The 20,412-nt window shown below is 65.1% G+C and carries 25 protein-coding genes and 1 pseudogene; 10 read left to right on the top strand and 16 right to left on the bottom strand.

Features of this window, described 5'->3' with window-relative positions; genetic code table 11:
- The first annotated feature begins 45 nt into the window (after positions 1-45).
- The 4 genes from G6N47_RS26310 (at position 46) to G6N47_RS26295 (ending at position 2,886) form a co-directional block, all read left to right on the top strand.
- Complete coding sequence (locus G6N47_RS26310) at positions 46-213, top strand: CsbD family protein (protein ID WP_179966488.1); 168 nt, start codon at positions 46-48, stop codon at positions 211-213.
- Between the two features lie 49 nt (positions 214-262).
- Positions 263-442 carry a DUF6131 family protein gene (locus G6N47_RS26305; RefSeq protein WP_003874699.1) on the top strand — a complete coding sequence of 60 codons (180 nt, stop codon included), beginning with the start codon at positions 263-265 and terminating at the stop codon, positions 440-442.
- Positions 443-1,026: 584 nt separating this feature from the next.
- Complete coding sequence (locus tag G6N47_RS26300; RefSeq protein ID WP_083132668.1) at positions 1,027-2,166, top strand: carboxylate-amine ligase; 1,140 nt, start codon at positions 1,027-1,029, stop codon at positions 2,164-2,166.
- 174 nt (positions 2,167-2,340) lie between these two features.
- The gene (locus G6N47_RS26295; protein WP_007172389.1) at positions 2,341-2,886 is read left to right on the top strand and encodes a DUF5994 family protein; all 546 of its coding nucleotides are present in this window, start codon (positions 2,341-2,343) and stop codon (positions 2,884-2,886) included.
- 50 nt (positions 2,887-2,936) lie between these two features.
- Here G6N47_RS26295 and G6N47_RS26290 read toward each other — a convergent pair whose 3' ends face one another.
- The 7 genes from G6N47_RS26290 to G6N47_RS26265 form a co-directional block, all read right to left on the bottom strand.
- Positions 2,937-3,140, bottom strand: coding sequence for a hypothetical protein (locus G6N47_RS26290; protein ID WP_003874696.1), 204 nt, complete (start codon positions 3,138-3,140; stop codon positions 2,937-2,939).
- A 2-nt stretch (positions 3,141-3,142) separates the two neighbouring features.
- On the bottom strand, positions 3,143-3,733 hold the full coding sequence (locus tag G6N47_RS29955; protein ID WP_081245406.1) for a DUF5994 family protein: 591 nt from the start codon (positions 3,731-3,733) through the stop codon (positions 3,143-3,145).
- A 513-nt stretch (positions 3,734-4,246) separates the two neighbouring features.
- Positions 4,247-4,438 carry a hypothetical protein gene (locus G6N47_RS26280; RefSeq protein WP_007172387.1) on the bottom strand — a complete coding sequence of 64 codons (192 nt, stop codon included), beginning with the start codon at positions 4,436-4,438 and terminating at the stop codon, positions 4,247-4,249.
- A gap of 659 nt (positions 4,439-5,097) precedes the next feature.
- Positions 5,098-5,256 carry a DUF6307 family protein gene (locus G6N47_RS29250; protein ID WP_007172386.1) on the bottom strand — a complete coding sequence of 53 codons (159 nt, stop codon included), beginning with the start codon at positions 5,254-5,256 and terminating at the stop codon, positions 5,098-5,100.
- Between the two features lie 244 nt (positions 5,257-5,500).
- Positions 5,501-8,005 carry a site-specific integrase gene (locus tag G6N47_RS30230; protein WP_083132667.1) on the bottom strand — a complete coding sequence of 835 codons (2,505 nt, stop codon included), beginning with the start codon at positions 8,003-8,005 and terminating at the stop codon, positions 5,501-5,503.
- 8 nt (positions 8,006-8,013) lie between these two features.
- Positions 8,014-8,358 carry a helix-turn-helix domain-containing protein gene (locus G6N47_RS26270; protein ID WP_007172382.1) on the bottom strand — a complete coding sequence of 115 codons (345 nt, stop codon included), beginning with the start codon at positions 8,356-8,358 and terminating at the stop codon, positions 8,014-8,016.
- Positions 8,355-9,425, bottom strand: a complete 1,071-nt coding sequence (locus G6N47_RS26265; RefSeq protein WP_169717270.1) for a tyrosine-type recombinase/integrase — start codon at positions 9,423-9,425, stop codon at positions 8,355-8,357. Before G6N47_RS26265 ends, G6N47_RS26270 begins: the two co-directional genes overlap by 4 nt.
- Before the next feature lie 222 nt (positions 9,426-9,647).
- On the opposite strand from G6N47_RS26265, the gene G6N47_RS26260 reads away from it, so the two are divergent.
- Positions 9,648-10,325 (top strand): DUF2637 domain-containing protein, encoded by a 678-nt coding sequence (locus tag G6N47_RS26260; protein ID WP_083132666.1) that lies wholly within the window; start codon positions 9,648-9,650, stop codon positions 10,323-10,325.
- A gap of 12 nt (positions 10,326-10,337) precedes the next feature.
- Here the strand turns inward: G6N47_RS26260 and G6N47_RS26255 are convergent, their stop codons facing one another.
- Positions 10,338-10,526, bottom strand: coding sequence for a plasmid mobilization protein (locus G6N47_RS26255; RefSeq protein ID WP_083132665.1), 189 nt, complete (start codon positions 10,524-10,526; stop codon positions 10,338-10,340).
- 223 nt (positions 10,527-10,749) lie between these two features.
- On the opposite strand from G6N47_RS26255, the gene G6N47_RS26250 reads away from it, so the two are divergent.
- Entirely contained in the window at positions 10,750-11,130 is a 381-nt protein-coding gene (locus G6N47_RS26250) for a hypothetical protein (RefSeq protein ID WP_232080423.1), read from the top strand.
- 83 nt (positions 11,131-11,213) lie between these two features.
- Here the strand turns inward: G6N47_RS26250 and G6N47_RS26245 are convergent.
- The 5 genes and pseudogenes from G6N47_RS26245 to G6N47_RS29935 all read right to left on the bottom strand — a co-directional run bounded on the left by G6N47_RS26245 (position 11,214) and on the right by G6N47_RS29935 (position 14,164).
- Positions 11,214-11,470: pseudogene (locus G6N47_RS26245) on the bottom strand (Txe/YoeB family addiction module toxin).
- Complete coding sequence (locus G6N47_RS26240; protein ID WP_083132663.1) at positions 11,416-11,751, bottom strand: type II toxin-antitoxin system Phd/YefM family antitoxin; 336 nt, start codon at positions 11,749-11,751, stop codon at positions 11,416-11,418. Before G6N47_RS26240 ends, G6N47_RS26245 begins: the two are co-directional and overlap by 55 nt.
- A 112-nt stretch (positions 11,752-11,863) precedes the next feature.
- Positions 11,864-12,496, bottom strand: coding sequence for a hypothetical protein (locus G6N47_RS26235; RefSeq protein ID WP_083132662.1), 633 nt, complete (start codon positions 12,494-12,496; stop codon positions 11,864-11,866).
- Positions 12,493-13,464, bottom strand: coding sequence for a ParA family protein (locus G6N47_RS26230; protein WP_083132661.1), 972 nt, complete (start codon positions 13,462-13,464; stop codon positions 12,493-12,495). Before G6N47_RS26230 ends, G6N47_RS26235 begins: the two co-directional genes overlap by 4 nt.
- A gap of 226 nt (positions 13,465-13,690) precedes the next feature.
- Positions 13,691-14,164, bottom strand: a complete 474-nt coding sequence (locus G6N47_RS29935; RefSeq protein WP_232080422.1) for a hypothetical protein — start codon at positions 14,162-14,164, stop codon at positions 13,691-13,693.
- A 528-nt stretch (positions 14,165-14,692) separates the two neighbouring features.
- Between G6N47_RS29935 and G6N47_RS26225 the strand changes: the two genes are divergently transcribed.
- A complete protein-coding gene (locus G6N47_RS26225) occupies positions 14,693-15,454 on the top strand; it encodes a hypothetical protein (RefSeq protein ID WP_083132659.1) in 762 nt (253 codons plus the stop codon).
- A gap of 44 nt (positions 15,455-15,498) precedes the next feature.
- On the opposite strand, the gene G6N47_RS26220 is transcribed toward G6N47_RS26225, so the two are convergent.
- The 3 genes from G6N47_RS26220 to G6N47_RS26210 all read right to left on the bottom strand — a co-directional run bounded on the left by G6N47_RS26220 (position 15,499) and on the right by G6N47_RS26210 (position 18,583).
- A complete protein-coding gene (locus G6N47_RS26220) occupies positions 15,499-16,176 on the bottom strand; it encodes a WhiB family transcriptional regulator (RefSeq protein WP_163659890.1) in 678 nt (225 codons plus the stop codon).
- On the bottom strand, positions 16,173-17,393 hold the full coding sequence (locus G6N47_RS26215; protein ID WP_083132657.1) for a helix-turn-helix domain-containing protein: 1,221 nt from the start codon (positions 17,391-17,393) through the stop codon (positions 16,173-16,175). The genes G6N47_RS26220 and G6N47_RS26215 overlap by 4 nt, the downstream gene beginning before the upstream one ends.
- Positions 17,394-18,301: 908 nt before the next feature.
- Positions 18,302-18,583 carry a WhiB family transcriptional regulator gene (locus tag G6N47_RS26210; protein WP_083132798.1) on the bottom strand — a complete coding sequence of 94 codons (282 nt, stop codon included), beginning with the start codon at positions 18,581-18,583 and terminating at the stop codon, positions 18,302-18,304.
- Between the two features lie 185 nt (positions 18,584-18,768).
- On the opposite strand from G6N47_RS26210, the gene G6N47_RS26205 reads away from it, so the two are divergent.
- The 3 genes from G6N47_RS26205 to G6N47_RS26195 all read left to right on the top strand — a co-directional run bounded on the left by G6N47_RS26205 (position 18,769) and on the right by G6N47_RS26195 (position 20,355).
- Entirely contained in the window at positions 18,769-19,470 is a 702-nt protein-coding gene (locus G6N47_RS26205; protein WP_083132655.1) for a helix-turn-helix domain-containing protein, read from the top strand.
- 92 nt (positions 19,471-19,562) lie between these two features.
- Positions 19,563-19,790: a hypothetical protein gene (locus tag G6N47_RS26200; RefSeq protein WP_083132654.1), complete on the top strand. Its 228-nt coding sequence runs from the start codon at positions 19,563-19,565 to the stop codon at positions 19,788-19,790.
- A 64-nt stretch (positions 19,791-19,854) separates the two neighbouring features.
- The gene (locus G6N47_RS26195; RefSeq protein WP_139799569.1) at positions 19,855-20,355 is read left to right on the top strand and encodes a hypothetical protein; all 501 of its coding nucleotides are present in this window, start codon (positions 19,855-19,857) and stop codon (positions 20,353-20,355) included.
- Positions 20,356-20,412: the final 57 nt, after the last annotated feature.

The raw sequence follows: 20,412 nt of genomic DNA, 5'->3' as shown, positions 1-20,412 counted from the left end.
TTCGCGGGTTATGAACACCGAGAACCCAAGGAGTCCGCAATGAGAGTGGCTGCAAAGATTGCCCACAAGTTCGAAGCCGCCAAGGGCAGCGCGAAGAAGGTCTTCGGCCGCGCCACCGGCAACACCGGCATGCGGGCCGAGGGACGCGCCGGCCATGTCAAAGGCAACGCCAAACAGGCAGGCGACAAGCTCAATGACGCTTTCAAACACTGATCCCGGGCACATCCGCCCCGATCATCTCCACGAGACTTAGGTAACTATCATGATCATCTTCGGAATTGTCCTTATTGTTTTGGGGCTGCTCCTCCCGAGCCTTGCCCCCACATTCGCGTTCGCCCATGTTGTCCTGGTCATCGGGGTCATCCTGCTGGTCGTGGGCCTGCTACTCATGCTGATGGGGCGCACCGGTCACGCCATCGGCGGCCGGCGTCACTACTACTGACCGGCCCGTGGGTCGGTGGCCGACGGCATCGAGTCGACGGCCACGATCGGCCCCGTGACCCGACAGTCGAGCACTACCACTTCGAGACTGCACAGCCGCAGATGGCACCGACCAAACCGCCACGCTGCGTGCAGAACTCATGCCTCACCAACTCGCAAGGAGCCGATATGTCCACCAGCAGTGCCGTTTTCGTCGTACTCGTCGTGTTCGCCACGACCGTGCCCATCGCAATCTTCGCATGGGTAGCGGGCAACAAACACCGCAAAGTTCGCCCCTGCGGCGCCCGACAACACCCACCAATCCGTCAAACAGGGAGACCCACCGCGATTTCGACAGCGCGAGGCGTGGGCTGACGAGGCCGCCGACCTCAGCACTGCGCGCGGTCAGAAGCCGACATCTGAGCGACCCCAGCATGGGGCCTGCCTCAACGGGACGGCGTCCGCCACAACGCGTCGCCGAACCTCCCTGAGCAGCTCGACGACCCAATGGGACCGAGCGGACACGATGGATACTTTCCGACATGCGCCCCATGAGCATGTGAATGCCGATCACAAGGAAAGCCAAGACAATTGACATTATCCACGATGCCCCGGACGGTCGGCATAGAGGAAGAGTTCCACCTTGTCGACCTCACCACCCGGCGGCTGGCACCGCGGGCACCAGAGCTGCTTGGACTGCTGTCTGACGGTTATGTGGCCGAATTGCAGAGCTGTGTCGTGGAGACCAACGGCAGTGTGGTCAGTACGCTTGCGGAACTGCGGGCCGATCTGACTGAGCGGCGTCGAGTCCTCGTCGATACCGCCGCTACGCTCGGGTTGGGCGTGGTTGCCGCTGGGGCGGTTCCGTTGTCGGTGCCCAGCGAGATGCACGTGACCCAGACTTCCCGTTATCAGCAGATGCTTGCCGACTATCAGCTGTTGGCACGCGAACAACTGATCTGTGGAACCCAGATACACGTGGGAATCGACGACCGTGATGAATCTGTCCTGGTGGCCGGTCGGGTAGCCGCCTATGTTCCCACTCTGCTTGCCTTGAGCGCGAGTTCGCCGTTCTGGTCCGACGGATCTGACACCGGCTACAGCAGCGTCCGAACATTGGTATGGCAGCGATGGCCGACCACCGGATTAGCGCCTCCGGCCACGTCAGCCGCGGAGTACGACACGTTGATCTCCAATCTCATTGCGACCGGAGTGATCACCGATGCGGGGATGTCGTATTTCGACGTTCGCCCCGCCCTGCGAACTCCCACCTTGGAACTGCGCGTGTGCGATAGCTGTCCACGCGCCGACACCATTGTGCTCATCACGGCGCTATTCCGCGCGCTCGTCGAACGCGAGATCCAGGGACTACGCACCGGAGTGCCTGCCGCCATAGTGGTGCCCCCGCTCGGCCGTGCCGCGCTGTGGCGAGCCGTCCGGTCAGGACTGGAAGGTGACCTGGTGGACTTGATACATCCGGCGAGTCGCCCCGCCGGCGATGTGGTTACCGACTTGGTCCAGATGCTCCGCCCACAGCTGGAGGCATCCGGGGATTGGCAGGCCGTTGAGGGCCTGGCGCGCAAGGCTCTTACGCAGGGCAGCTCGGCGGCCAGGCAGCGTCGCGCCATGCGCACGCGCAATGACCTGTTCGACGTCGTGGATCACCTCATCGCCGAGACCGCCGCCGTCGCGCCCGGCGCCCACGGTACGTTGGCAACCCGTCGTAATGGATCTGACGGGGGCTGAGAGCCACCGTCGGCACGGCGCAAACAAATCGCTAGACCGCGGCCTCCATTCGGAGCTGGACCGGCGTAGGATCAACACCATCGGTGGTATTTCGTACACACAGCCAGTTCGAGTGTGGCATCGCTGATTCGAAGTGATATGGCCGCATCACGCGGTCCAGATGGGAGCGTCGCCATGACGCCACAGCAGACACGCAGAAACGATCAGAACACCATCGTGCCGGCGCGCACGCCGCGCCTCCGGTTAAAACCCAAAGCACCCCAAAGCGGCTATGTCGATGGCGCCTGGTGGCCCCGCAGCGATGACCTCAGCGCAGAGCTGCCAGACCTGTTGGCAGTGCTCTCGGTGCGCCTGGGCCGCATCGACCGAGTGCTATACCACCTGAACGCCTGGGCGGACGCGCCACGAAAGCTCGCCACCGGAGGACGGGCGGTACGCCTAGACGGGTACCGGCTTCAGCCGATCAACACCATCGAAGTTCTCGGGCTCGAGGGTGACCGACTCACGCTATTGGTGATTCCGCCCGACACCGACGCGAACGACGCCCACCGCACCATGATGACCGCGGCACAACCTCGCAACGCCGCGACCGTCGACGGATTGCTCACGATCAGCCAGCGAGACCGGGACAGCCGCACCCAGGCCTCCACCGCACAAGAACGCTGGGAATCAGAAGGCGGAACTACAGCTTCCCCACGGCTGGCGCAGCTCCCCGGCTGACGCCGGAACCTCGCCCGCGGCCCCGCATCCGAGGGAGGACATGCCGGGCACTATGAGCGGTGACGAAACAGCCCGTGCCGCTTCCGCTTCTCGTCACCGGCCACCTCAGTCCAGCCGCCCACCGGATAGGTCACGGGCTGCATTGTTCCAGCACGGACAACCTCCAACGACCCGTCGGCGTGCTTGACGTAGCGGTCACCGAAGCGCGCAAACTCATCAGTGAGCCCATCGTTGCGGGTTACTTGCACAGTCATGGTCAAATCCGATCCCTGGCGATATCGCCAGCATCCCATTCTTCAGAAGCCTTCGCCGGATGGGAATTCGGGAAAGCACTGCGTGGTTTGGAGATCCCTGAAGCCCAGCGCTGCTGGGCAACGCCAGCCCGATCCAAGCTGATTCGGACGCGCGGTTGGATCCCCAGAAGCCGATCTACACACGTCTCGTCGCTGGGATGTGCGGCCCTCATCATCGTCGCATGCGCATCGGAGGCATCCGCGCACACAGCCACGACCAGCAGATCGAGTCGACGGAATCCTGATCCTAGCAGGCTGACGGTTGAGATAGGTTGGCGCTCATATCCATCCAACTTGACCGGACCGCCACCAGCGTCGAGTTTTCGCGGCGCAGACCGCCAGTCCGACAATCGATAGAGTACCCGTTCGATGCGGCCCAGGCGCACCGAGAGCACTGCCAACAGGTCTGGCAGCTCTGCGCTGAGGTCATCGCTGCGGGGCCACCAGGCCCCATCAACATAACCGCTTTGGGGTTCCGTGGGTTTCAACCGAAATCTCGGAGTACGGAACGGGCCCTGCTTCCGTTGCGGATTCTCGACCGCTCGTAGCGTCATATGAACGCTCCCGTCTATGGCCGAGCCAATCGATCTATGAATCGATGCTCCAAACCCCATGGGCAATCTGCACGACCGAACACCAACATGTTTAACGATACTCGCAGTCACACAAAATAGCGATAGGCGAGGACGCATATGACGGATTGTGCGAAGGAACCACGAAGGGCGCCTTACAAATAGCTGTTGGCGTCAGGCGGGCTTGACCCTTCGACTACCGCGACGCCGCCACCGTAGCCACCCCCCTCAACACCGCGTCGCGCTGGTGCCGGCCGCGGTGCACACCGACCGACCAGCCGACATCCACTTTGGCGCACGGCAGCTCACCCATCAAAGGCCACACTACGCCGACGCCGCCCTGCCGACTCCTCGACAACGGCCCACCCTGAGTGCGTCGCCGCAAGTGCCCAGGGAATTCAGATCACCCATCCACACAGGGAGAGTCCGATGAATACGGTGTCGGAGAACACCTTCCGTTAACACATCCAGAACAGCCGGCGGCGGATCACCGGTTCAGGACACGGGCGCCGGACTGGCGTCGCCGCTGCCCGTCCCCTCAACGTCGGGATCGGTCACCCGGGCATCAACACCGTAGGCCTCACGAAACTTCACTCCGAGAACGACCAGGCGCATCCACACCGCCGGCGGATCGGTCTCCTGGCCCTCGACCCGTTTTGAGTTGCCCCGCAAATTGATGCAAATCATCGATCCGAGCACCTGCTCCGCAGTAATGGTGGCCTCTGGTGCCGCCGCCTGCGAACCGCGCCGATAAATGCATCACTCGATGATAGGCGAGCAAACAGCTCCGACTGCACGTTGAACACACTGTTCAGTTGTTGCTGCCGTCAGCCAACACCCCAAATCTAGACGCCCAGCAAACTCCTGGACCTACTCGTCGAACAATCCCGGCAGCCCAACGTGAAACAGTGCGACATCGCGCGCAGTGTCCTGTTCTCCAAGATGTATTGCGAAGCAACGATTCCCAGTCATCGCCGGTACTATCCCCGGGCCCAGCCAGGCGCAACCAGTCAACCAACGGTCCGGCCCACCGGGGCCGACTCTTCTGGCACCGGCCCCGGTTGACTGACACGTTGTGCGACCGCGACCGCGACATTCAAGTGCGACGCCACAGAACCGCGCTGACTGCTTAACCCGAGGTCGCTTTTTTCTGTGACGCCTAACGGCGAACTTCGATTACGACCACTCATCCGCCGCTGCACCACGGGTTCCCGCCGACACCGGCCCCAAACCAATCCGTCGTGTCGGTCGTGCTCATGCCCTACACAGGCGGGTCAGGGCCGGACGCTGCGGACAGCGCTCAGCATCGCACCGCGTCGGATTCCCCTGGCATGTCGACGAATCGCCTAGCGGATCTTCTCAGGAATTGAGTCCAGCGCACGTAGCACCTGGACGGCGAGCTTGCCAGCACTATCGTCGTCGAATATCGCCGATGTGATCAGTGTTTGTTTGACGAGTTCAACGCGCTTTTCGTAGGGCGTGCGAAACGTCGTGGGGCCGTTCATGATTTTCCCATTCCGTCAAGCGTGTTCACTCAACCGAGATGCCGCTCAACACCCTCCACAGTACCCTGCGCGCTCCTCGGAGCGGTGCGGCCAGAGACGACGATCCCGAGGCTGCACTTCGTCGGGACTGTCGGAACAGAGCCATCCGCTTAGGAGGAGGTGGCTGATAATCGGCGCCTGCCTTGCGCAAGGGTTCCATTCCCGGGGACGAGGCCCAGTCCGTGGCGGCCTTGACATCGCGTCATCACGAGTTGCGGCGGGCGACCTCGGCGGCGTAGCGGGGGCGAGTGTTGCCAGCTTCTTCGCTCCAGGTGACGGCGCGTTTGACGCTGAACCCGAGGAGTTTCGCGAGCACGACAGCGGGCAGTTCACCGGCGAGGTCGATCAGCGCGGTGTTGCGGGCGATCCGGGGGGAGATGCCAATTCGTTTGAGCCGCAACCCCACTTGGTTGGCGGACAGGTGCCCACCGGAGCGTCCTCCGGGAAACAGCCATGGATTGGTGCCCACGGTGACCGCGGCGTATCCGCGGCGCTGCTGCACGAGATCGGCGAGCAGGCGGTCGACGGGGCTGGGCACGGTGAGCGGGACCGCGCCGAGGGTGAGTTGGACCGCGTCGTCGGTGATGGTGACGTCGGCAACCTTGAGGGTGACCAGGCGGGCTGCGGGTTGGCTGTAGAGCAGCACGAGCAGCCCGGCGACCCGATCGCGCGTCTCCAAATCGGGGTGTTCGATCAGGTATTGGATCAGGCGCCATCGTTCGTCGTCGCCGGGCAGGGTGTGGCGGGTGCGGCGGGTTTGCGGTACGGGAGCCGCGACGTCGTGGGCGTAGCCACGGTGGACCGCCCAGGCGAGGAATTGGTGGATCTGGCGGCGCGTGGGGTTGCGCACCAACCAGTCGTCGACAAACTCTTGCTGGCATGAGGCCAACGCCAGTCCGTGCGCGTTGAGTTCGGACACGAAGTCGACGATGGCGGCAGTCATGGCTTGGGCGGCCAGCCCGTGGTTGCGTTTGAGTGGTCCTTGGTCGGCGCGGGCCCGCAGTTTACGCAGGTGATTCCATTCGGTGAATGCGCGGACGGCTGCACGATCGTCGCGGTTGCTGATAGTGGCCAGCCGGGCGGCGATGTACTGCTCGGTGCGGTGCAGATAGGGGTCGCGGGGTGGCAGCACCTCGGCGTTCACCAGGATGTTGCGCAGCCATTCCACGGATTTGCTGGCCGGTAGGTCATCGAGGTCGTGGTGGCTGAGGGTGTCGCCGAGTTCGGCGAGCTGCGCGGGCAGTTCACTGTTCGATCGCATGCGCCTGACCCATCGCAGCACCGGCATGGCGTCACATTGCAGCAACGCCTCGACGATGCGGCTGGCGGCGCCGCTCAATTCGCCGTTCTTGGCGAACAATTCGCGGAGCTCACCGGGACAGGCGCAGGCCGGGCACAGCCCACGGTGGTACGTGCGTCCATGGGCGCCGCATTGCGCACAGTCGGTGAAGTAGGCGGGTTCACGTAGTAGGCAGGCCGAGCACAGCGGCCCGACCCCGGCAAGCCGCGCCGAGACCGCCAGGGTTTTGCCGCACCGCGCGCACGGTTCCCGACTTCGTGCGCACGGGTTACACACCGGCTCACCGGCGTCAGTCCGGGTGTGCACGGAGCGGATGTTGCCGCATACCGAACAGGGTTGGGGTGGGCGTTGTTTGGCGGAGCAGGTGCCGCAGATGGGCTTTCCCGTCCGGGTGCGGGTGCATGGGCGAGTACGTCCGCACGAGCTGCAGACCGCGGTGGGTGCCGGGTAGCAGCGCCGGCAGAGCTTCGCTTGGCCGTCATGGTGGTTGATGAAGTCCACCCGACCGCACCGTGTACACGGCTCATGATTGACCGGATCATGCTCGAAACAACGGTGACAGAGGCGCTCGCCGGCACCGTGATAATTGATGAGGTGACGCTGGCGACCGCAACGAGCGCAGGTGCCGCGGCTGAAGTGGTGACCCCAACAGGTATGGCAGCAGCGCAACCCGTCAATCTGGCTGCCGAGCTTCACGGTGCGAAAACACAACGGGCACTGCGGAAGGCGCACATTGTCGGCACCGGCAGCGACAAGTAGTTCGGCGAGCCGCACCGAGACCGCCGAGCGGTGGGCGATCTCACCGCGAAACACTCCGGGGGTGTCCTGCAAGATCCAGTTAAGCTCGCGCTGCGCGACCGCCGTGCCGAACACCGACGCCACCCGGTCAACCTCAGTGGCCGACAGCCCGGTCCGCAGTTGCGCGATACCGTCACGAACCTTGGCGGCGTGATCGACGTCGGGTTCGGGCTTGCACCTCCGACACAACAGGCCATCGCCGTGCCGCGGCCGGTAGATCAACTTGTCCACCGCGCCGCAGCCCGGGCATTCACCGACAGCCGGTTGCCAACCCTGCATCGAACAGGCTCGGCAGATGCGCTTCTTGAGCTTGCGCGAATAGATTTCCGAATCATTGCCGCACAGGGCACACCGCGGCGCTCGAACACGCATGGCGCCGAGTTGGCGCAGACACAGGATCAGCGGCTCGATGTCGGCGGCGCAGTCGCTGCCGCCGGGCCCGGTGAGCACGCTACCGTCGCGCCGCAGCGTTCTAGACAGCCTCTGCAACTGCGCGGCCGACAGGCCCATCCCCTCGATCGCGGTGCGGACATCGTCGTGGCTCAGGTGCGGCTCGATCGCGCCCACTGCCGTGACGATCACCGTCACGAACTCGCTGCGGTTTCCGCGCATCCGCCGGCCTAGGAATCCGCGTCGACGATCTTGGCCCGGACGGGGCGGTGGCCACCAAGTTCCCGCGTCCTGACCGGTTTGCTGCGCTCCGCTGCGCCCGCGGCCTTCTTCGCCGAGGCAGCTGTGGCGGGCACGATCTCGATCAACTCGTCCATCGCACACCCCAGAATGTCCACGAGGGCCACCAGGGTGGGCAGGCTCAACCGTTCCGGTTTCTCGGTCACGAGCCGGTAGACCTGGCTGGCCGACAGCTGCACCCCGCGTTCGGCCAGCAGTGGCCGCAACGCTGTCGTGTTGAACAGTCCGCGTTCGGCCATCAGCCTGCGCAGATGCCAGTGGTAATCGGCGGTCATTGGTGTCCCTCTCCAAAGCTGGACACCCGCCCCAGCGCGTCGGTGAGCATCTTGTTCATGAACTCGCCGGTGACATGGGTATAGATGCCGGTGGTACTGGCGAACCGGTGACCGGAAATTTCCTGCAGGAACCGTGGATCCACGCCGTCCTCGGTCATGTGGCTGATGAACGAATGCCGAAAACAGTGCGGGGTGAGCTTGCGATCCAAGCCCACCTCATCCCGGATGTCGTCGAAGGTGCCGGTCAACGTCCGCACCTTCACCTGCGAGCGCCGTTCGGTCAGCCACAGCGCCTGCTTCTGCCCAGGCTCATACAACGGTCGAATGTTGTTGACATAGTCCAACAGTGCCTCCGCCGCCCACGGCATCAACGTCGGCACCGTCCGCCTCTTGGGCGGCGACCCTCGCGAGGCCTTCCCGTACCGGACATGCAGAAACCCACACTGCCCCAATTCGGGAGCGTGCGGATTGCGATACATGTCGGCCAGATCGAGCCGACACAGCTCGTTGATCCGCAAACCCCAGCCGTACATCACCTTGAACATCGTCGTGTCCCGATAGGCGGCCAACGTGCCCTTACGCCGCGACCGGCGAGCCTTCTCGACCTGCGCGTCGGCGCAATCAAGGAAATCCTGAAGCTCCTTGCGGGTGAACGGCCGACGGCCCGGATCACCCTCGTAATCGACAAGATGCGCCGAGGTGTTCCACTCGTGACAGATCTGCGTCGGATGATCGCCGAACCACAGTTCACACTGCGTCGGCCAGTCGTAATAGGGCGAGGTGATGAAGCTACAGAACAGCCGGACCGCGCCCTGCTTCTGACGGATCGTGGACTTCGCCCGAGAAAGCGACCCCACCAGATGCGCGCTCCACTCATCCATCATCCGGGCCGTCCACTCCCACGGATACGCTCCCGAAAACTCGATGAACTCACCGACGCACGAGGCCCGTACCTTCACCGTGTTTTCCGCACACAACCGCCCACCCAACTGCTGCTTGGCCCACCCCGACAACATCGCCCGCACCATGTCGTCCTCGGGATGAAGATGCCGCACACCAGGCGCCAACTCCAGATGCGCCGAACCGGGCGCCGGCAATTCGCGTTTCCTGCCCACCACCCCCAACCTTCCAATGCACTAAACGTGCATCACATGCAATCTACGTCAGAAACCCGCAGTTCGGAAGCCCCCGTGCACATCACGCTGGAGTACGCTCCCTATGTCGAACATCGACTTCGCATCCCAAGCACATCATGCATCTGATGCAATTCCGCGTGGTTCCCGCCGGCGGTGCTGCTGGCCTCGACCCATTCGGTGGCTCTGCTGGTCAAGACTCGGCGAGCCGGCGTCATCTATTGGTGTGCGCTCGCGATGACGATCGCCTTGACGGGTTGTGCATTCGTGTTGTCGTTTGACGCGCTGCGCGACCTTGCGGTGGCGTTAGGGATGCTGCCGGATCGGGCATGGCTGGGGCCGGTTGCGATCGATGTGTCGATCGCCAACGCGACGTTGGGATTGTTGTCGCTCACTCCCCCGCGAAAAGCATCTGTCGACGCGCGCCGCGCGAAGCCGGCCGGCAGGCAGCGCAGTGGCGCGGGCGGCGACCGCAGGTCGACGATGTCGAAAGATGCGGACGCCGCTCCATCCGCGGGCCCGCAATCCCGCAGCGCCGGGCGCGAGGTTGCGCGCACCGAGCAGCCCGCATCGTCGAAGCCGGCTGAACGGCTGCTGGCCCCGGTTCCGGACACGGCCGGGGATTCGGTGGATTCAGCGGCGGTGGTGCGGTGGAGGCCCGCCGCCGACGAGCTGGTCCGCAGCGGGGTCACGTCGAAGGATCCAGCGATCGTCGCCGCGGTGCTGGCCGCACACGCCGCCGGGACACCGCCCAGCACCATCGGCCGGCGACTGGAAGTCCATCACAGCACAGTCGGGCGGATCTTGACCGCAGCCCGGCGCCTCACCGGCTGACCGGCACGGCCGTCACGATGCCGCGCGGGCACTGGTCAGGACGCTTTCGCGCAGCAGCTGTTGCACGGTGATGCCGCGTTGGCCAGCGACTTGTTCGAGTTCGAGCTTGTCCGCCGGGGTGAAGCGCACGGCAATCAGTTCGGTCAGCCGACGGGTCTCGGACTTGCGCCGGCTGACAGCCTCGGACTTCGATCGCCCCACATTCGCTCCTTCGCCGCGTTGATCTGGCCTATCCCGATTGGTGCTTGCCGCTAGTTTACGACATGAATGCCGTTAATTTGCGGCATCTGGGCCAATGCGTTTGTCGTGATGTCGCTAATATGTCCCTAGTGTGATGTTATGCGCGTGAGCTGGGCGGAGCCATATGTCCTCGGAGCCGAAGCGGCCGCCCCCCGGGGTTGAGACGACCCCGCAGGGTCGTGTGGTGCCGTTGTCCGAGGCTGCGGCCCGACTCAACAAAGACCCGCGCACGGTAATCCGGGCGATCACGACGGGCCGGATCCGCGGCGGCGCGCTACCGCGTCCCGAGCGCCTGCGCTGGTATGTCTATGAAGACGAGCTGCCGGGCCGCCCGGCGCCCACCCCTCCCCCGGTCTCGGACGCGCTCGTCGATGACCTTCGCGCCCAGCTCGTCAGTCAGATGGAAGCCAACCGTCTGCTGATCGCTGCGCAGCAGGAATTGCTGGCAGCCGACGAGAACACCCGTGGTGCCGCCGAACGGTACCGTGCCGCCGCCCAGCAATACCTGGATGCGTTATCGCAGTTCGTCACGCCCGGACACCTGGGAGACCTGGGTTTGAGCTAACCGGGCATCTGCCCATCCGGCCAATGCGGGTTCACTTGTCTGTTCTCATCGAATCTGGGGCAGCGGCAACGTGGCGGCACCCATTAGTAGCGGTATCGGGCTTTGAGATCTTGACTTCGTTGTCGTCTGCTCGGTACGCAAGCCGATGCTCGTCGTCAATCCGCCGGGACCAGTACCCGGACAGTTCCCCCCTGAGCGGTTCCGGTTTTCCAATCCCCATGAACGGTTCGCGCTGGATTTCGCCGATGAGTCGGGTGATGCGACGCGCCATCTTGCGGTCGGAGGCTAACCAAAACAGGAAATCGTCCCAGGCATCAGGATCGAAGTTGATACCCCGCACTCCTGGCCGCCGGCCAACTCCTTGAGTTCGTCGATCGACTTCGTATAGCCCGTCGGGCCGGCGCGGCCGGTCTTGTCCCGGGCTACAGCCTCCATGAGGCGGCGTGCATTTTCAGGTGAACGCAGTAAGTAGACCGTCTCTTGCCACGCGTCGTAGTCGGCGGCCGACATAAGCACCGCATCTCCAGCTCTGGATGTGATGCGCACGGGCTCATGGTCGGTGTTGACCTGTTCGAGGAGCGGAAAGAGGCGCTTCCGGGCTTCACTTGCACTAATCGTCATAAGCGGGCCCCACAATCCGCAATTTGCGGGGGCGGGTGCATGCTGCGGCGGTGCTGATTGCGCGCCTCTCCCCCGGCCGGTCGCCTGTGCGCGAGCGGCGGTTCGCCCGCCGCTACGGACGCTGCGGGTGCGAGTCCTTGCGGCCGGGCAGGAATGCGTTGAGGACCGGCGCTATCCAGGTGGACCGGGTGTCGAAACCCAACTCACGTCCGATCCGGTCGATCACTTCCTCTTGCTCGGGGGTCGGCGAAAAGCCGATTTGCACGCTGCCGCCGCCGACGTAGCGCACCGCCGCAGGGTCCGCCGGAAAAAGTGGATTGACCGGGGCGGTGTTGAAAGTGGCGTCGCGGATGATCTCGGCCAGCTGGTCGTGCTTGCTGCTGATCGCTTCCAGCACCACCTGAAGGTTGGTGGCCTTCTGCTTGTGGCGGTAGGCCTCGAACCGCTGTTTGACGCCGGGACTGACGTAGACGGCAGATGTCGGCCGCATCCGGGTACGGGGCCGGCCCGGTTTGCGGCCCCGGCGCGGGGCAGATTCCTCCGCGCGCGCCGACTCGGGGGGCGCCGGCGGCGGCGCGGTTTCCATGCTGTTGACCGGCACCCGGTTGGCGGCCGGCGCGTCGGTGCGCTCCGTCGCGGGCGGTGGCCCGCTCAGAAGTCCCGCCAGACCGGCGCCTCGCGGGGCGGGTGCGCCGAGGTCCGAAAGGTCCTCGGCCGGCACGTCTTGTTGCTTCAGATTGGTCACGGCCAGTCTCCTCGCTCAATCATTTCGGCCCGTCGTTTTCCGGCACGCGTGAAGATTTCGGTCGCCAATTTCGCGAAATCCTCGGCCACAGGGCGCGATGTGCTGCTGACAACAGTGGCGGTGCTTGCGGTGCCGCGACGCAGCTCCCAGTGCCTGGGATTGTTCTGGATTTCCTGCTCCAACTCATGCGCAAGCCGGCCGTACTTGACGATGTCTTTCGCGACAGCTTCGGACTGTCTGATGAAGCTCTTCAACATGAGATCGCTGTTACGGCCGAGGTCTTGCGAGACGGCCTCGCCTAGCTCACGCCGGATATTCCTCGCTCCTGTACCAGAGGCGAACACGAACACCGCGAGCAGCATCAGATACGGATTGTGTTCGCGCATCGCACGGATGTCGATTGCCAGTTCACGCAATCCATCGCGCGACGTCCCGTCAGTTCGCATCGGTACGATGACGAATCGAGCTGCGCATAGCGCGATTTGCAGCAACAACGGGTTCTCCGGCGGAGAGTCGACGATGATCAGCTGGTACTGACTGGCGACCGCCTGAAGGCAATCGGCCAGCGACAGCAAGACCCTTCTTGCGTCCTCTCGGCTGCCCATCTCGGCAGACAGTACCGAGCCGATCCTGCGCACATACTGGCCGCCGGGAACGACATCGAGATTCGGGCGTACGTTGCGCACCGGGGTCAGCGGGGCGCCGGCCGTCACCGCGCTGAACAGGTTGCGGCCCTTGTCGTCGTCGTCTGTGTTGGCAAATCCCAGGAGCCGGGCGATGTTGCCCTGCCCGTTGAGGTCGATGATCAGTGTGCGCACGCCGTCCGACGCCACGAGCGCCCCCAGGTGAGCACTCGTCGTCGTCTTGCCCACTCCGCCCTTTCCATTGCCCACCACATAAACATGGCCGAGACGCGACCAATCGATAGCGGGCTCGGTGGGGGCCCATGCGGCTATGCTGTCCGACATACTAGGCCCTCCACCAGCTGGAATGAGAACGGACTAAGCCATGGCAGGCAATACGCCGTATGGCGTTCTGCTACATAGTCGTTCATGGCCACCCCAGCGTAGCGGGCCACGCGCGGTGCGCAATTCGGCGACACACTGTTGCCGCAACGTTCACCAAACTGAGACACGCAATGGCGACGCAGGTTCGCGCACCCATTCCTGGGTCTGGCGCGGCCTGGCTACTCCCCTACGTACGGCTCCACACCTCCCGCAAAGTGGCATTACGGGCTCCGTGCCGAGTGCTCCCCGGTGCGTGGTAGCCGGCTGTGAAGGCAGCTGCGCACCGCGTTTCGCCGGTTGTGGAGGTGTCCACCCCGTCCCGCCCGGCGGCGTTAATCTGCGGTATGACCTCGGACTCAATGGCATCCAACGCCTTAGCCATCACTGCGATACACACCTGGTCCGATACCTGATCGAATACCTGATCCGATACCATGGCTGCAATGGCGGCCGATGCCAGGTATGCAACCATGGAGCAGACCTGCACCATCATGACAGAGCAAACTGCATTGGACATCCGCTTGTCGGCGTTGCGCCGCACTTGCACGCATGCTGCCAGCCCGATTGGCGGCACCATTTTCCCGACAACCCAATCGCGTGCGATGGCAGTTACAGCGTGTCGACTTTGGGCCCACGTAACAACCACCATCGCGGCCGCCACCGTCGGCTCCGTAATCCTCGCCACACAGTACGTAGCCGCGCATGCCATGCTGGGATCGGTTGCGACCCAAGTACACACCGGAGTCGGCCACTCTGTTGCGTTAGCGGCGGTGGCCGGAATGTGCTCGCATGCAGGGTAGGCCATTGCAGCGAGTGGTCGCGCATCGGCACTGTAGTCCATAGGCGCTGTTGCAATGGTCACTGTCTGGCCCCGGACCCGCGCCGAAATTGCGGTGAGAGCACGCGACGCAATCGTCTGCCGCGCAACCCCGTAAACCCGCACCGAACCGGTGGTCGGTATGGCTCTACGGATGTCACCCATGGTAACTTCAGAGCGGTGCGGCAGGGCGTCACCAGCGCAAACAATGCGTCACGTGACGAAAGAAGGGGAGCGGCAAGGGCATTCAGGCACGTTCTATGCGCCCACCAAGCCGATGCCGGCCGCCCTGAGAGCCCCATTTGTGGCGGCGCCCAACGCATTCCGGCGCAATTGACGGAGGTTTCTATCCGTCAGTGAAATACTGACGGCGTGGCAACGCGACCCAGGATCCATCGCTGCGAGGTCGAGCGAACGATCGCCAGGATCGCCGGCCGGCGCACGAAAATCGACGACCCGCACCGGGAAATGCTTCCCGACGCGCCCGATTCCGATCCCCGCGAAATCCTGGACTACCTGCGCACTTACAGCGGACCGCAGATCCCGACATGGGTACTGCAGGCCGAGGTGTGCGATGCGCTGATCCTGCTCACCTGGCTTTGGTGGGAGGACCGGCGGCGCGAATTGCAACTGCTGAAGGCGGGCCGCGCGCGGGGCCTGCCCCTTGCCCAGCTCGGCGCTCAGATCGGCGTCGGCAAGCAGGGAGTCCTGGACCGCATCGACCGGCTCGAGGCGCTGCTGCGCTACGACCGCCCCGACGAGAAGATCACGCGCGCAGCGCGACATGCGAATCGCGACGGCCAGGAGCGCGCCGCCGCCGAGCATGCGTGGATAGATCACAACCGGGCGGAGCTGAGCGAGGCGATCAGCAGCCTGACCGCCGCCGCCGACCGCTACGAACTGGAGGGGGAGGGCCGGGAGTGGCTCGACGAGCTGGCGGTCGACGCTCGCGACGGCGAGCTGACGCCGGCCACCATGGTGATTCTCGGCCTGGCGGCCGCTGAATTGCGCACGGCGCCGGCTGTCATCGCACTGCAGGGTCCGCGACCGCATGCGGTGCATCACCTGCTGGCACGAATCGACAAGTTGCGTAACCAATTCGCCGAGCTGGGCCGCACAACTTCTCCGCGTTGACGGGCCGTCGAGTCCCATCGTTGGCTGTGTCGGGCCGAACTGCATCAAGCCGCCGCCGCGGTCTTCGCGAGGGTGCCGTTGGGCTTCAGCAGCCTCCAGTGCGTCTGCCGCCAAAAGAACGGGACGTCGGCCGCATCGGACCCCGAATCGACCAGATAGCCCAGTCGCCGTGCCTGCGCGCGGTCCAGTCCGGCCAGCTCTGCGTCGCATTCGACGCACACCGCGTAGGCCAGCGACGCATCGCCTGCCTGCCGCCACTCGCAATCCGTTATCCGGGAACGGATCCGGTCGTGGGTGTAGCGGCAGCGCGATGCCATGACTTCGCAGTGCCCGGCGCAACGCATTTCGACCAGGGCGGCCACCGATACCGGCGGGGCGATCTCCAGCGAACTGACCCCCAGGAGTGGGGGAGTGGGGGAGTGCGCTGCATCACCTGCATGGCGCGGGTCGGTGCCGGGATTGGCGATCGCGCGCAGGCGATCCGCCACCGCGCGGTGCTTGCCGACGTCGATCCAGATCCCGGCCCACATGCCCCAATTGCGTTTGTCGGCGAGGGCCTGGCCGGCACACCAACTTCGCCACGGGCAATACAGGCACTGTTCGAGTGCGTAGCGTCGGTTGCGCTTGTCGAACCAGCGATCGGGGTCGCGCCGGCACGCGGGCTCATCGCGCCACGACGGCCCCGGCAGTGAACCAGCAGCCGTCTCGTCCGCCGCGGTCACGGCGTGTGCTCCCGTCCACAACCGCCGGATCGGCGCCTTTTGGCTCGCTGTGCGATCTGGGCGAGCGCCTCGCGGGCGGCGGCATGCCCCGGCCCGTTGAGCGCCTCGCGGCCCGCTTCACGCGCTCGCTCGGCTTGCTCGCGCCGGGCGATCTGCTCGGCGACGCGAGCACGCGCCGCTGCCAATTCCGCCAGCTCGCGGGCCACATCGGCCGCCGCCGGACGTTCATCGAGGTTGTCGTGCCAGGCCAAGATCGCACCCAACAGGCCGATCGGCTTGTGAGGGCTATCGGGCATCCAGTGCCCGGTACCGATCCAGTCCGTGATCAGCTGATTGATGTCCCGCGGCGACCAGCCGTGCCGTGCCGGACCAGCCAGGATCCGGGCCCACGGTCGGCCCGTGTGGTACCGCCGGGCCCAGGGCGGGCTTTGCTGGTCGTTGACCCATCGGTTTGCCAGGGCGAGGCCAGGGCCGTCTGGGTTAGGGCGCCGCTTGGCGGCGCCCCGACCGGCGCCGGGGCGCCGGGGTGCGGTAGTGATTTTTGTTTTACGAGAGGGTTTTTTCTTAACTGATGACCCTCCGGGATGGGGTGACAGCACCCGAAATCGCAAGTCGTGCAACGCCCACACCGACGCCCAGCCGCGCCCGCTATCACCGACCCGCCAGCTGGCGTAGCGCTCCGCCCGCGTCCGCTGACGACCCCGCAGCACCTCCGTGGCCACGCCAAGCAGCCGCAGCGCCGTGGAGGCTCGCTGAACGGTGCGGACCGAAACCCCGGTGATTTCGGCCAATGTGGCATTGGTGGGCCGGCATTGCCGCCCGGTGCGATGATCGGCGAATCGTGCGCGCGCCGCCGCGACTTTGACCAGCGTTTCCAGACTGATGGGGTTACCCGGCATCTGGGGCCGCACGAGCGTGTCGTAGTGCTGCAGATAGGCATGCGTGACGGTGGTGCGCGCCCACTCGTCAGCGCCGCCGCTCCAGCACGGGATCGCCGCCCAGGGCGCCTCGGTGTCGAGCGTGATCGCCGGAACCCGATCGGCACAGCTCGCGCTGATTCGCCGGATCCACACCGGTGCGGTGTGGGCGGTACCGCGGCGCCGGGTGTGCCGGCTCGAGCCCCGGTAGGGGTGGATGATCGTGGTGGGCGTGGATTCACGGTGTGTGGTGACTAGACCCGGTGCAGGGCGTGCGCTACCGTGGAATCTGCCTTTCATGCGATTCCCTTCAGGCGTGGGGGGTGTCCGCGAAAGCACCTGTCGTCGAGCTGCAACTCGACACGGTGGACCCTCGGTCAATGGCCGAGGGTTTTGCCGTTCTTAAGGGCGCTAACGCCGCGTTGTCAGATGAACCTCTGGAGTGGGTTTCGGTATGCAGCCGCTCCGGTGGGCTGTTGTGGTGGACCTCCTTTCGTGGCGCTGCGTGCCATCAGACGGATATCCGTCATGTCCGGCCGGGGACGGATATCCGTCACCCTGTGGGGGAGCATGCCTTAGCGGCAGCACTTTTCGTTGATGACACGCCGCAGAGCATCGCGGGCGGTCTTCGCGCCCGAAACGCCATGCCGGCGCAGAACCGCCGGTGACGTCATGCTCACCCGGGGCCAAATTCCGTACCAATGCTGGGGTTTTGGTGCGCCGGCAACGCGCTGCCGGCCGCCTGCCGCACCGAATCGCGTCCGGTTGGTCGTCAACCGATGCCGGCAAAGCGCAGCCTTCGGAACCGGACGCACCACCGCGCGCACGTGGTGGTGGTGCATGGTGCAGCCGTGCCCGCAATCGTGGTCGGCGGCCCGGAACACCGTGGACGGTCAATTCGGCTGATACACGGGATGGTTCGCTGCGCCACCGCGGGGTGAGCGCCGGACCGGGGCGTGAACTTGTGCGGCATCGTTGGGTCATGCTCCAGGGCGATGGCGGATGAGTGCTCGGCGGCGCACAAGCGCGAAGCCCGGACGCCGCGCTCGTCCGGCCGCGCCCGGGCCTGACGTCCCGGGCCTCAGCACAACCGCTATCAGTGACTAAACGCCTGTGCGCTGGGCATGGTGAATGGTTGGGCGCGGGGTGAGCGCCCAGCGGTGGCGCCGTCATCGGCTGCCAATTCGGGTAAGCCACGCCGGGCGGGGCTAGGCGCTGTCGTCGAGTTGGTATCCGCCGTGGGCGGCCAGGGAGCGCAGCTGTCGCAGCGCGAAAGTGCGCCCGCGGCCGGCTTTGGGGATGTGCACCGCCGACCACATGCCCTGAGCGCCCGGTGTCTTCAGGGCCTCTCTGGCGCACAGCCAGCGCCTCGGGCAGGCCCGGCACAGCGCCTTGAGTTCGGGGTCGTCTCCGCCGGCGGCCCACCGGTCGGGATCGGACAAGCATGGCGGGCTGGTCAGCCCCCGGGGCGCATCCAGTGTCACTGCCACGTGCCGCTCCTCCCACTGAGCCGGTGCTACCAACGCACCAAACAATAGCACCATTCTTTAGCACCGCAATAGTTAGCGATAAATTCCGCCGACTGCGGCACTTACGTTGCTATTGCGCCCGCCGGCGCACCAGACACCGCCTTGAACGAAGCTGTAGGCGCGGCGTTGCTGGCTACACTGACGCGGTGGGCGAGGGCGCGGTCGACCCCGGGATAGCCCGGGCGGGAGCCGCCGTGGCTGCTCGCCGCAATGAATTGGGCATCTCGCAGCGTGAGCTCGCCCGACGCAAGGTGATCACGGCCGCGGCCCTGATCGCGTTCGAGAAGGGGCGTGCCTGGCCGCGGGAGCGCACCCGGCACACCCTCGAGGAACTTTTGCAGTGGCCGGCCGGAACTATAGCGCGGATCCGGGCAGGCGCCGAGGTGGGGGAGCCGCCCACCCCGGGGGGCGACGGCGCTGACGCGTCCGTGGTGGCCGACGCTGTCGAATTGGCGCTGGCCCGCGTCGATGACGCGATCGAGGAACTGCCGCCCCCGGCGGATGCCGCCTGGCCGCGACGCATCGCAATCGTGTTGGCGGATCTGCGACGGCTGGAAGGGATCACCGCGCGGGCGGTGCGCCACAGCGGCGGGTCGACGCCGGTGGTCAAAGCGCTCGGTGTGGTACGCAGCCGCTATGACGAGTTGATGCGGCGCGCCGCGAGCGCCCCGGGCGCCACGCTCGGGCAGCGGCTGTATGCCGCGCGCCGCGCGGCCAACCTGACGCTGGCCGACATTGCCGCCGCGCTGGGTATGACAACCGAATTCGTCGAGGCCGTCGAGGCGGACCAAGCACTCGATCCCGCCACCGCGCACCGGATCGAGGCGCTGATCGACGAACTCGGGTGAGGCGCCGACGACGGCTCGACGCGGCACTCATATCCGCAGGGGCCCAACTTTTCCTGCCCTGCGAGCGGTTCAACACGCTTTACAGTGAGAAAATGACTTGGTGGCAAGCCGGGCTGATCCTCTTCATCGTGGGCGGTCTCGCAACGGTCGTGCTGACCGGCGCTCGGCGCTGGTATGTCACTCGCAGAAGCCCCGATTTCCACGAGCCGTTCGATGCCAGGTACGGCCGCGTCATGGCGGGCAACTGGACGCCGCCGATAGAGCAGCCTCCCGCCATCGTCGCAGAGGAAAACATCGAACCGCCCGACGGCCTCGATTAGAAACTGCTTGTGGCCCAAGTACTCTGCGGCTGCCGATGCGGTCCGCTGCCCTTTAGGAGAGCCGATGACACAGGCTGACCAGCCTCCCGCTGCAGTGCCGCCGGTACAGCATCGCTGGACCGCGCGCAAAGGTGACGCTCACCATTTCGCCCGGGTACTGGCACTCCAAACGATCCTCTCCACGACGATCCTGCTGTACGCCGTGATGCCCGTGGCAGCCGCCGCGGCGGGGATCGTGATGGGCAAAATCTATTTGGTGCTCATTGGTGTCATCACATTGCTCACCGTGCTGGCGATGGTCTACGGCATGGCCTATTTCGTGCTCCACGCCAAGATGGGTGACGGCGCGATGTGGGTCAGCGGTCTCAACGAGCACGGATTGACCGTGGGTCCAACGGGAGAGCCCACCTTTTGGCCCTACAGCAATATCGCCGCGGTCATACCTCGAGGCGACGCCGTTGTGCTCAAAACACGCAACACCAAACAGAAGAAGGTGCTGAGCGTGCTGCCATCGGCGCTACTTCCGCCCGAGGCCATCGACTACATCCGCGCACACCAGCGCTGATGAACAGAACACGGCGACCGTGGTGGCCGCGGCCGTGATCACTACTCAGCCGCTCTC

The organism is Mycobacterium branderi (assembly GCF_010728725.1).
Classification (GTDB): Bacteria; Actinomycetota; Actinomycetes; order Mycobacteriales; family Mycobacteriaceae; genus Mycobacterium; species Mycobacterium branderi.
This window is presented reverse-complemented; position numbering and strand designations above follow the sequence as displayed.

Coding starts and splice junctions, on each gene's coding strand:
- G6N47_RS26230 (WP_083132661.1), bottom strand. CDS start 13,464: ATGTCGGACAGCATAGCCGCATGGGCCCCCACCGAGCCCGCTATCGAT.
- G6N47_RS26295 (WP_007172389.1), top strand. CDS start 2,341: ATGACGCCACAGCAGACACGCAGAAACGATCAGAACACCATCGTGCCG.
- G6N47_RS26195 (WP_139799569.1), top strand. CDS start 19,855: ATGACACAGGCTGACCAGCCTCCCGCTGCAGTGCCGCCGGTACAGCAT.
- G6N47_RS26215 (WP_083132657.1), bottom strand. CDS start 17,393: ATGAAAGGCAGATTCCACGGTAGCGCACGCCCTGCACCGGGTCTAGTC.
- G6N47_RS26290 (WP_003874696.1), bottom strand. CDS start 3,140: ATGACTGTGCAAGTAACCCGCAACGATGGGCTCACTGATGAGTTTGCG.
- G6N47_RS26240 (WP_083132663.1), bottom strand. CDS start 11,751: ATGACGATTAGTGCAAGTGAAGCCCGGAAGCGCCTCTTTCCGCTCCTC.
- G6N47_RS26270 (WP_007172382.1), bottom strand. CDS start 8,358: ATGACCGCCGATTACCACTGGCATCTGCGCAGGCTGATGGCCGAACGC.
- G6N47_RS26300 (WP_083132668.1), top strand. CDS start 1,027: ATGCCCCGGACGGTCGGCATAGAGGAAGAGTTCCACCTTGTCGACCTC.
- G6N47_RS30230 (WP_083132667.1), bottom strand. CDS start 8,005: ATGCGCGGAAACCGCAGCGAGTTCGTGACGGTGATCGTCACGGCAGTG.
- G6N47_RS29955 (WP_081245406.1), bottom strand. CDS start 3,733: ATGACGCTACGAGCGGTCGAGAATCCGCAACGGAAGCAGGGCCCGTTC.
- G6N47_RS26200 (WP_083132654.1), top strand. CDS start 19,563: ATGACTTGGTGGCAAGCCGGGCTGATCCTCTTCATCGTGGGCGGTCTC.
- G6N47_RS29250 (WP_007172386.1), bottom strand. CDS start 5,256: ATGAACGGCCCCACGACGTTTCGCACGCCCTACGAAAAGCGCGTTGAA.
- G6N47_RS26280 (WP_007172387.1), bottom strand. CDS start 4,438: ATGATTTGCATCAATTTGCGGGGCAACTCAAAACGGGTCGAGGGCCAG.
- G6N47_RS26305 (WP_003874699.1), top strand. CDS start 263: ATGATCATCTTCGGAATTGTCCTTATTGTTTTGGGGCTGCTCCTCCCG.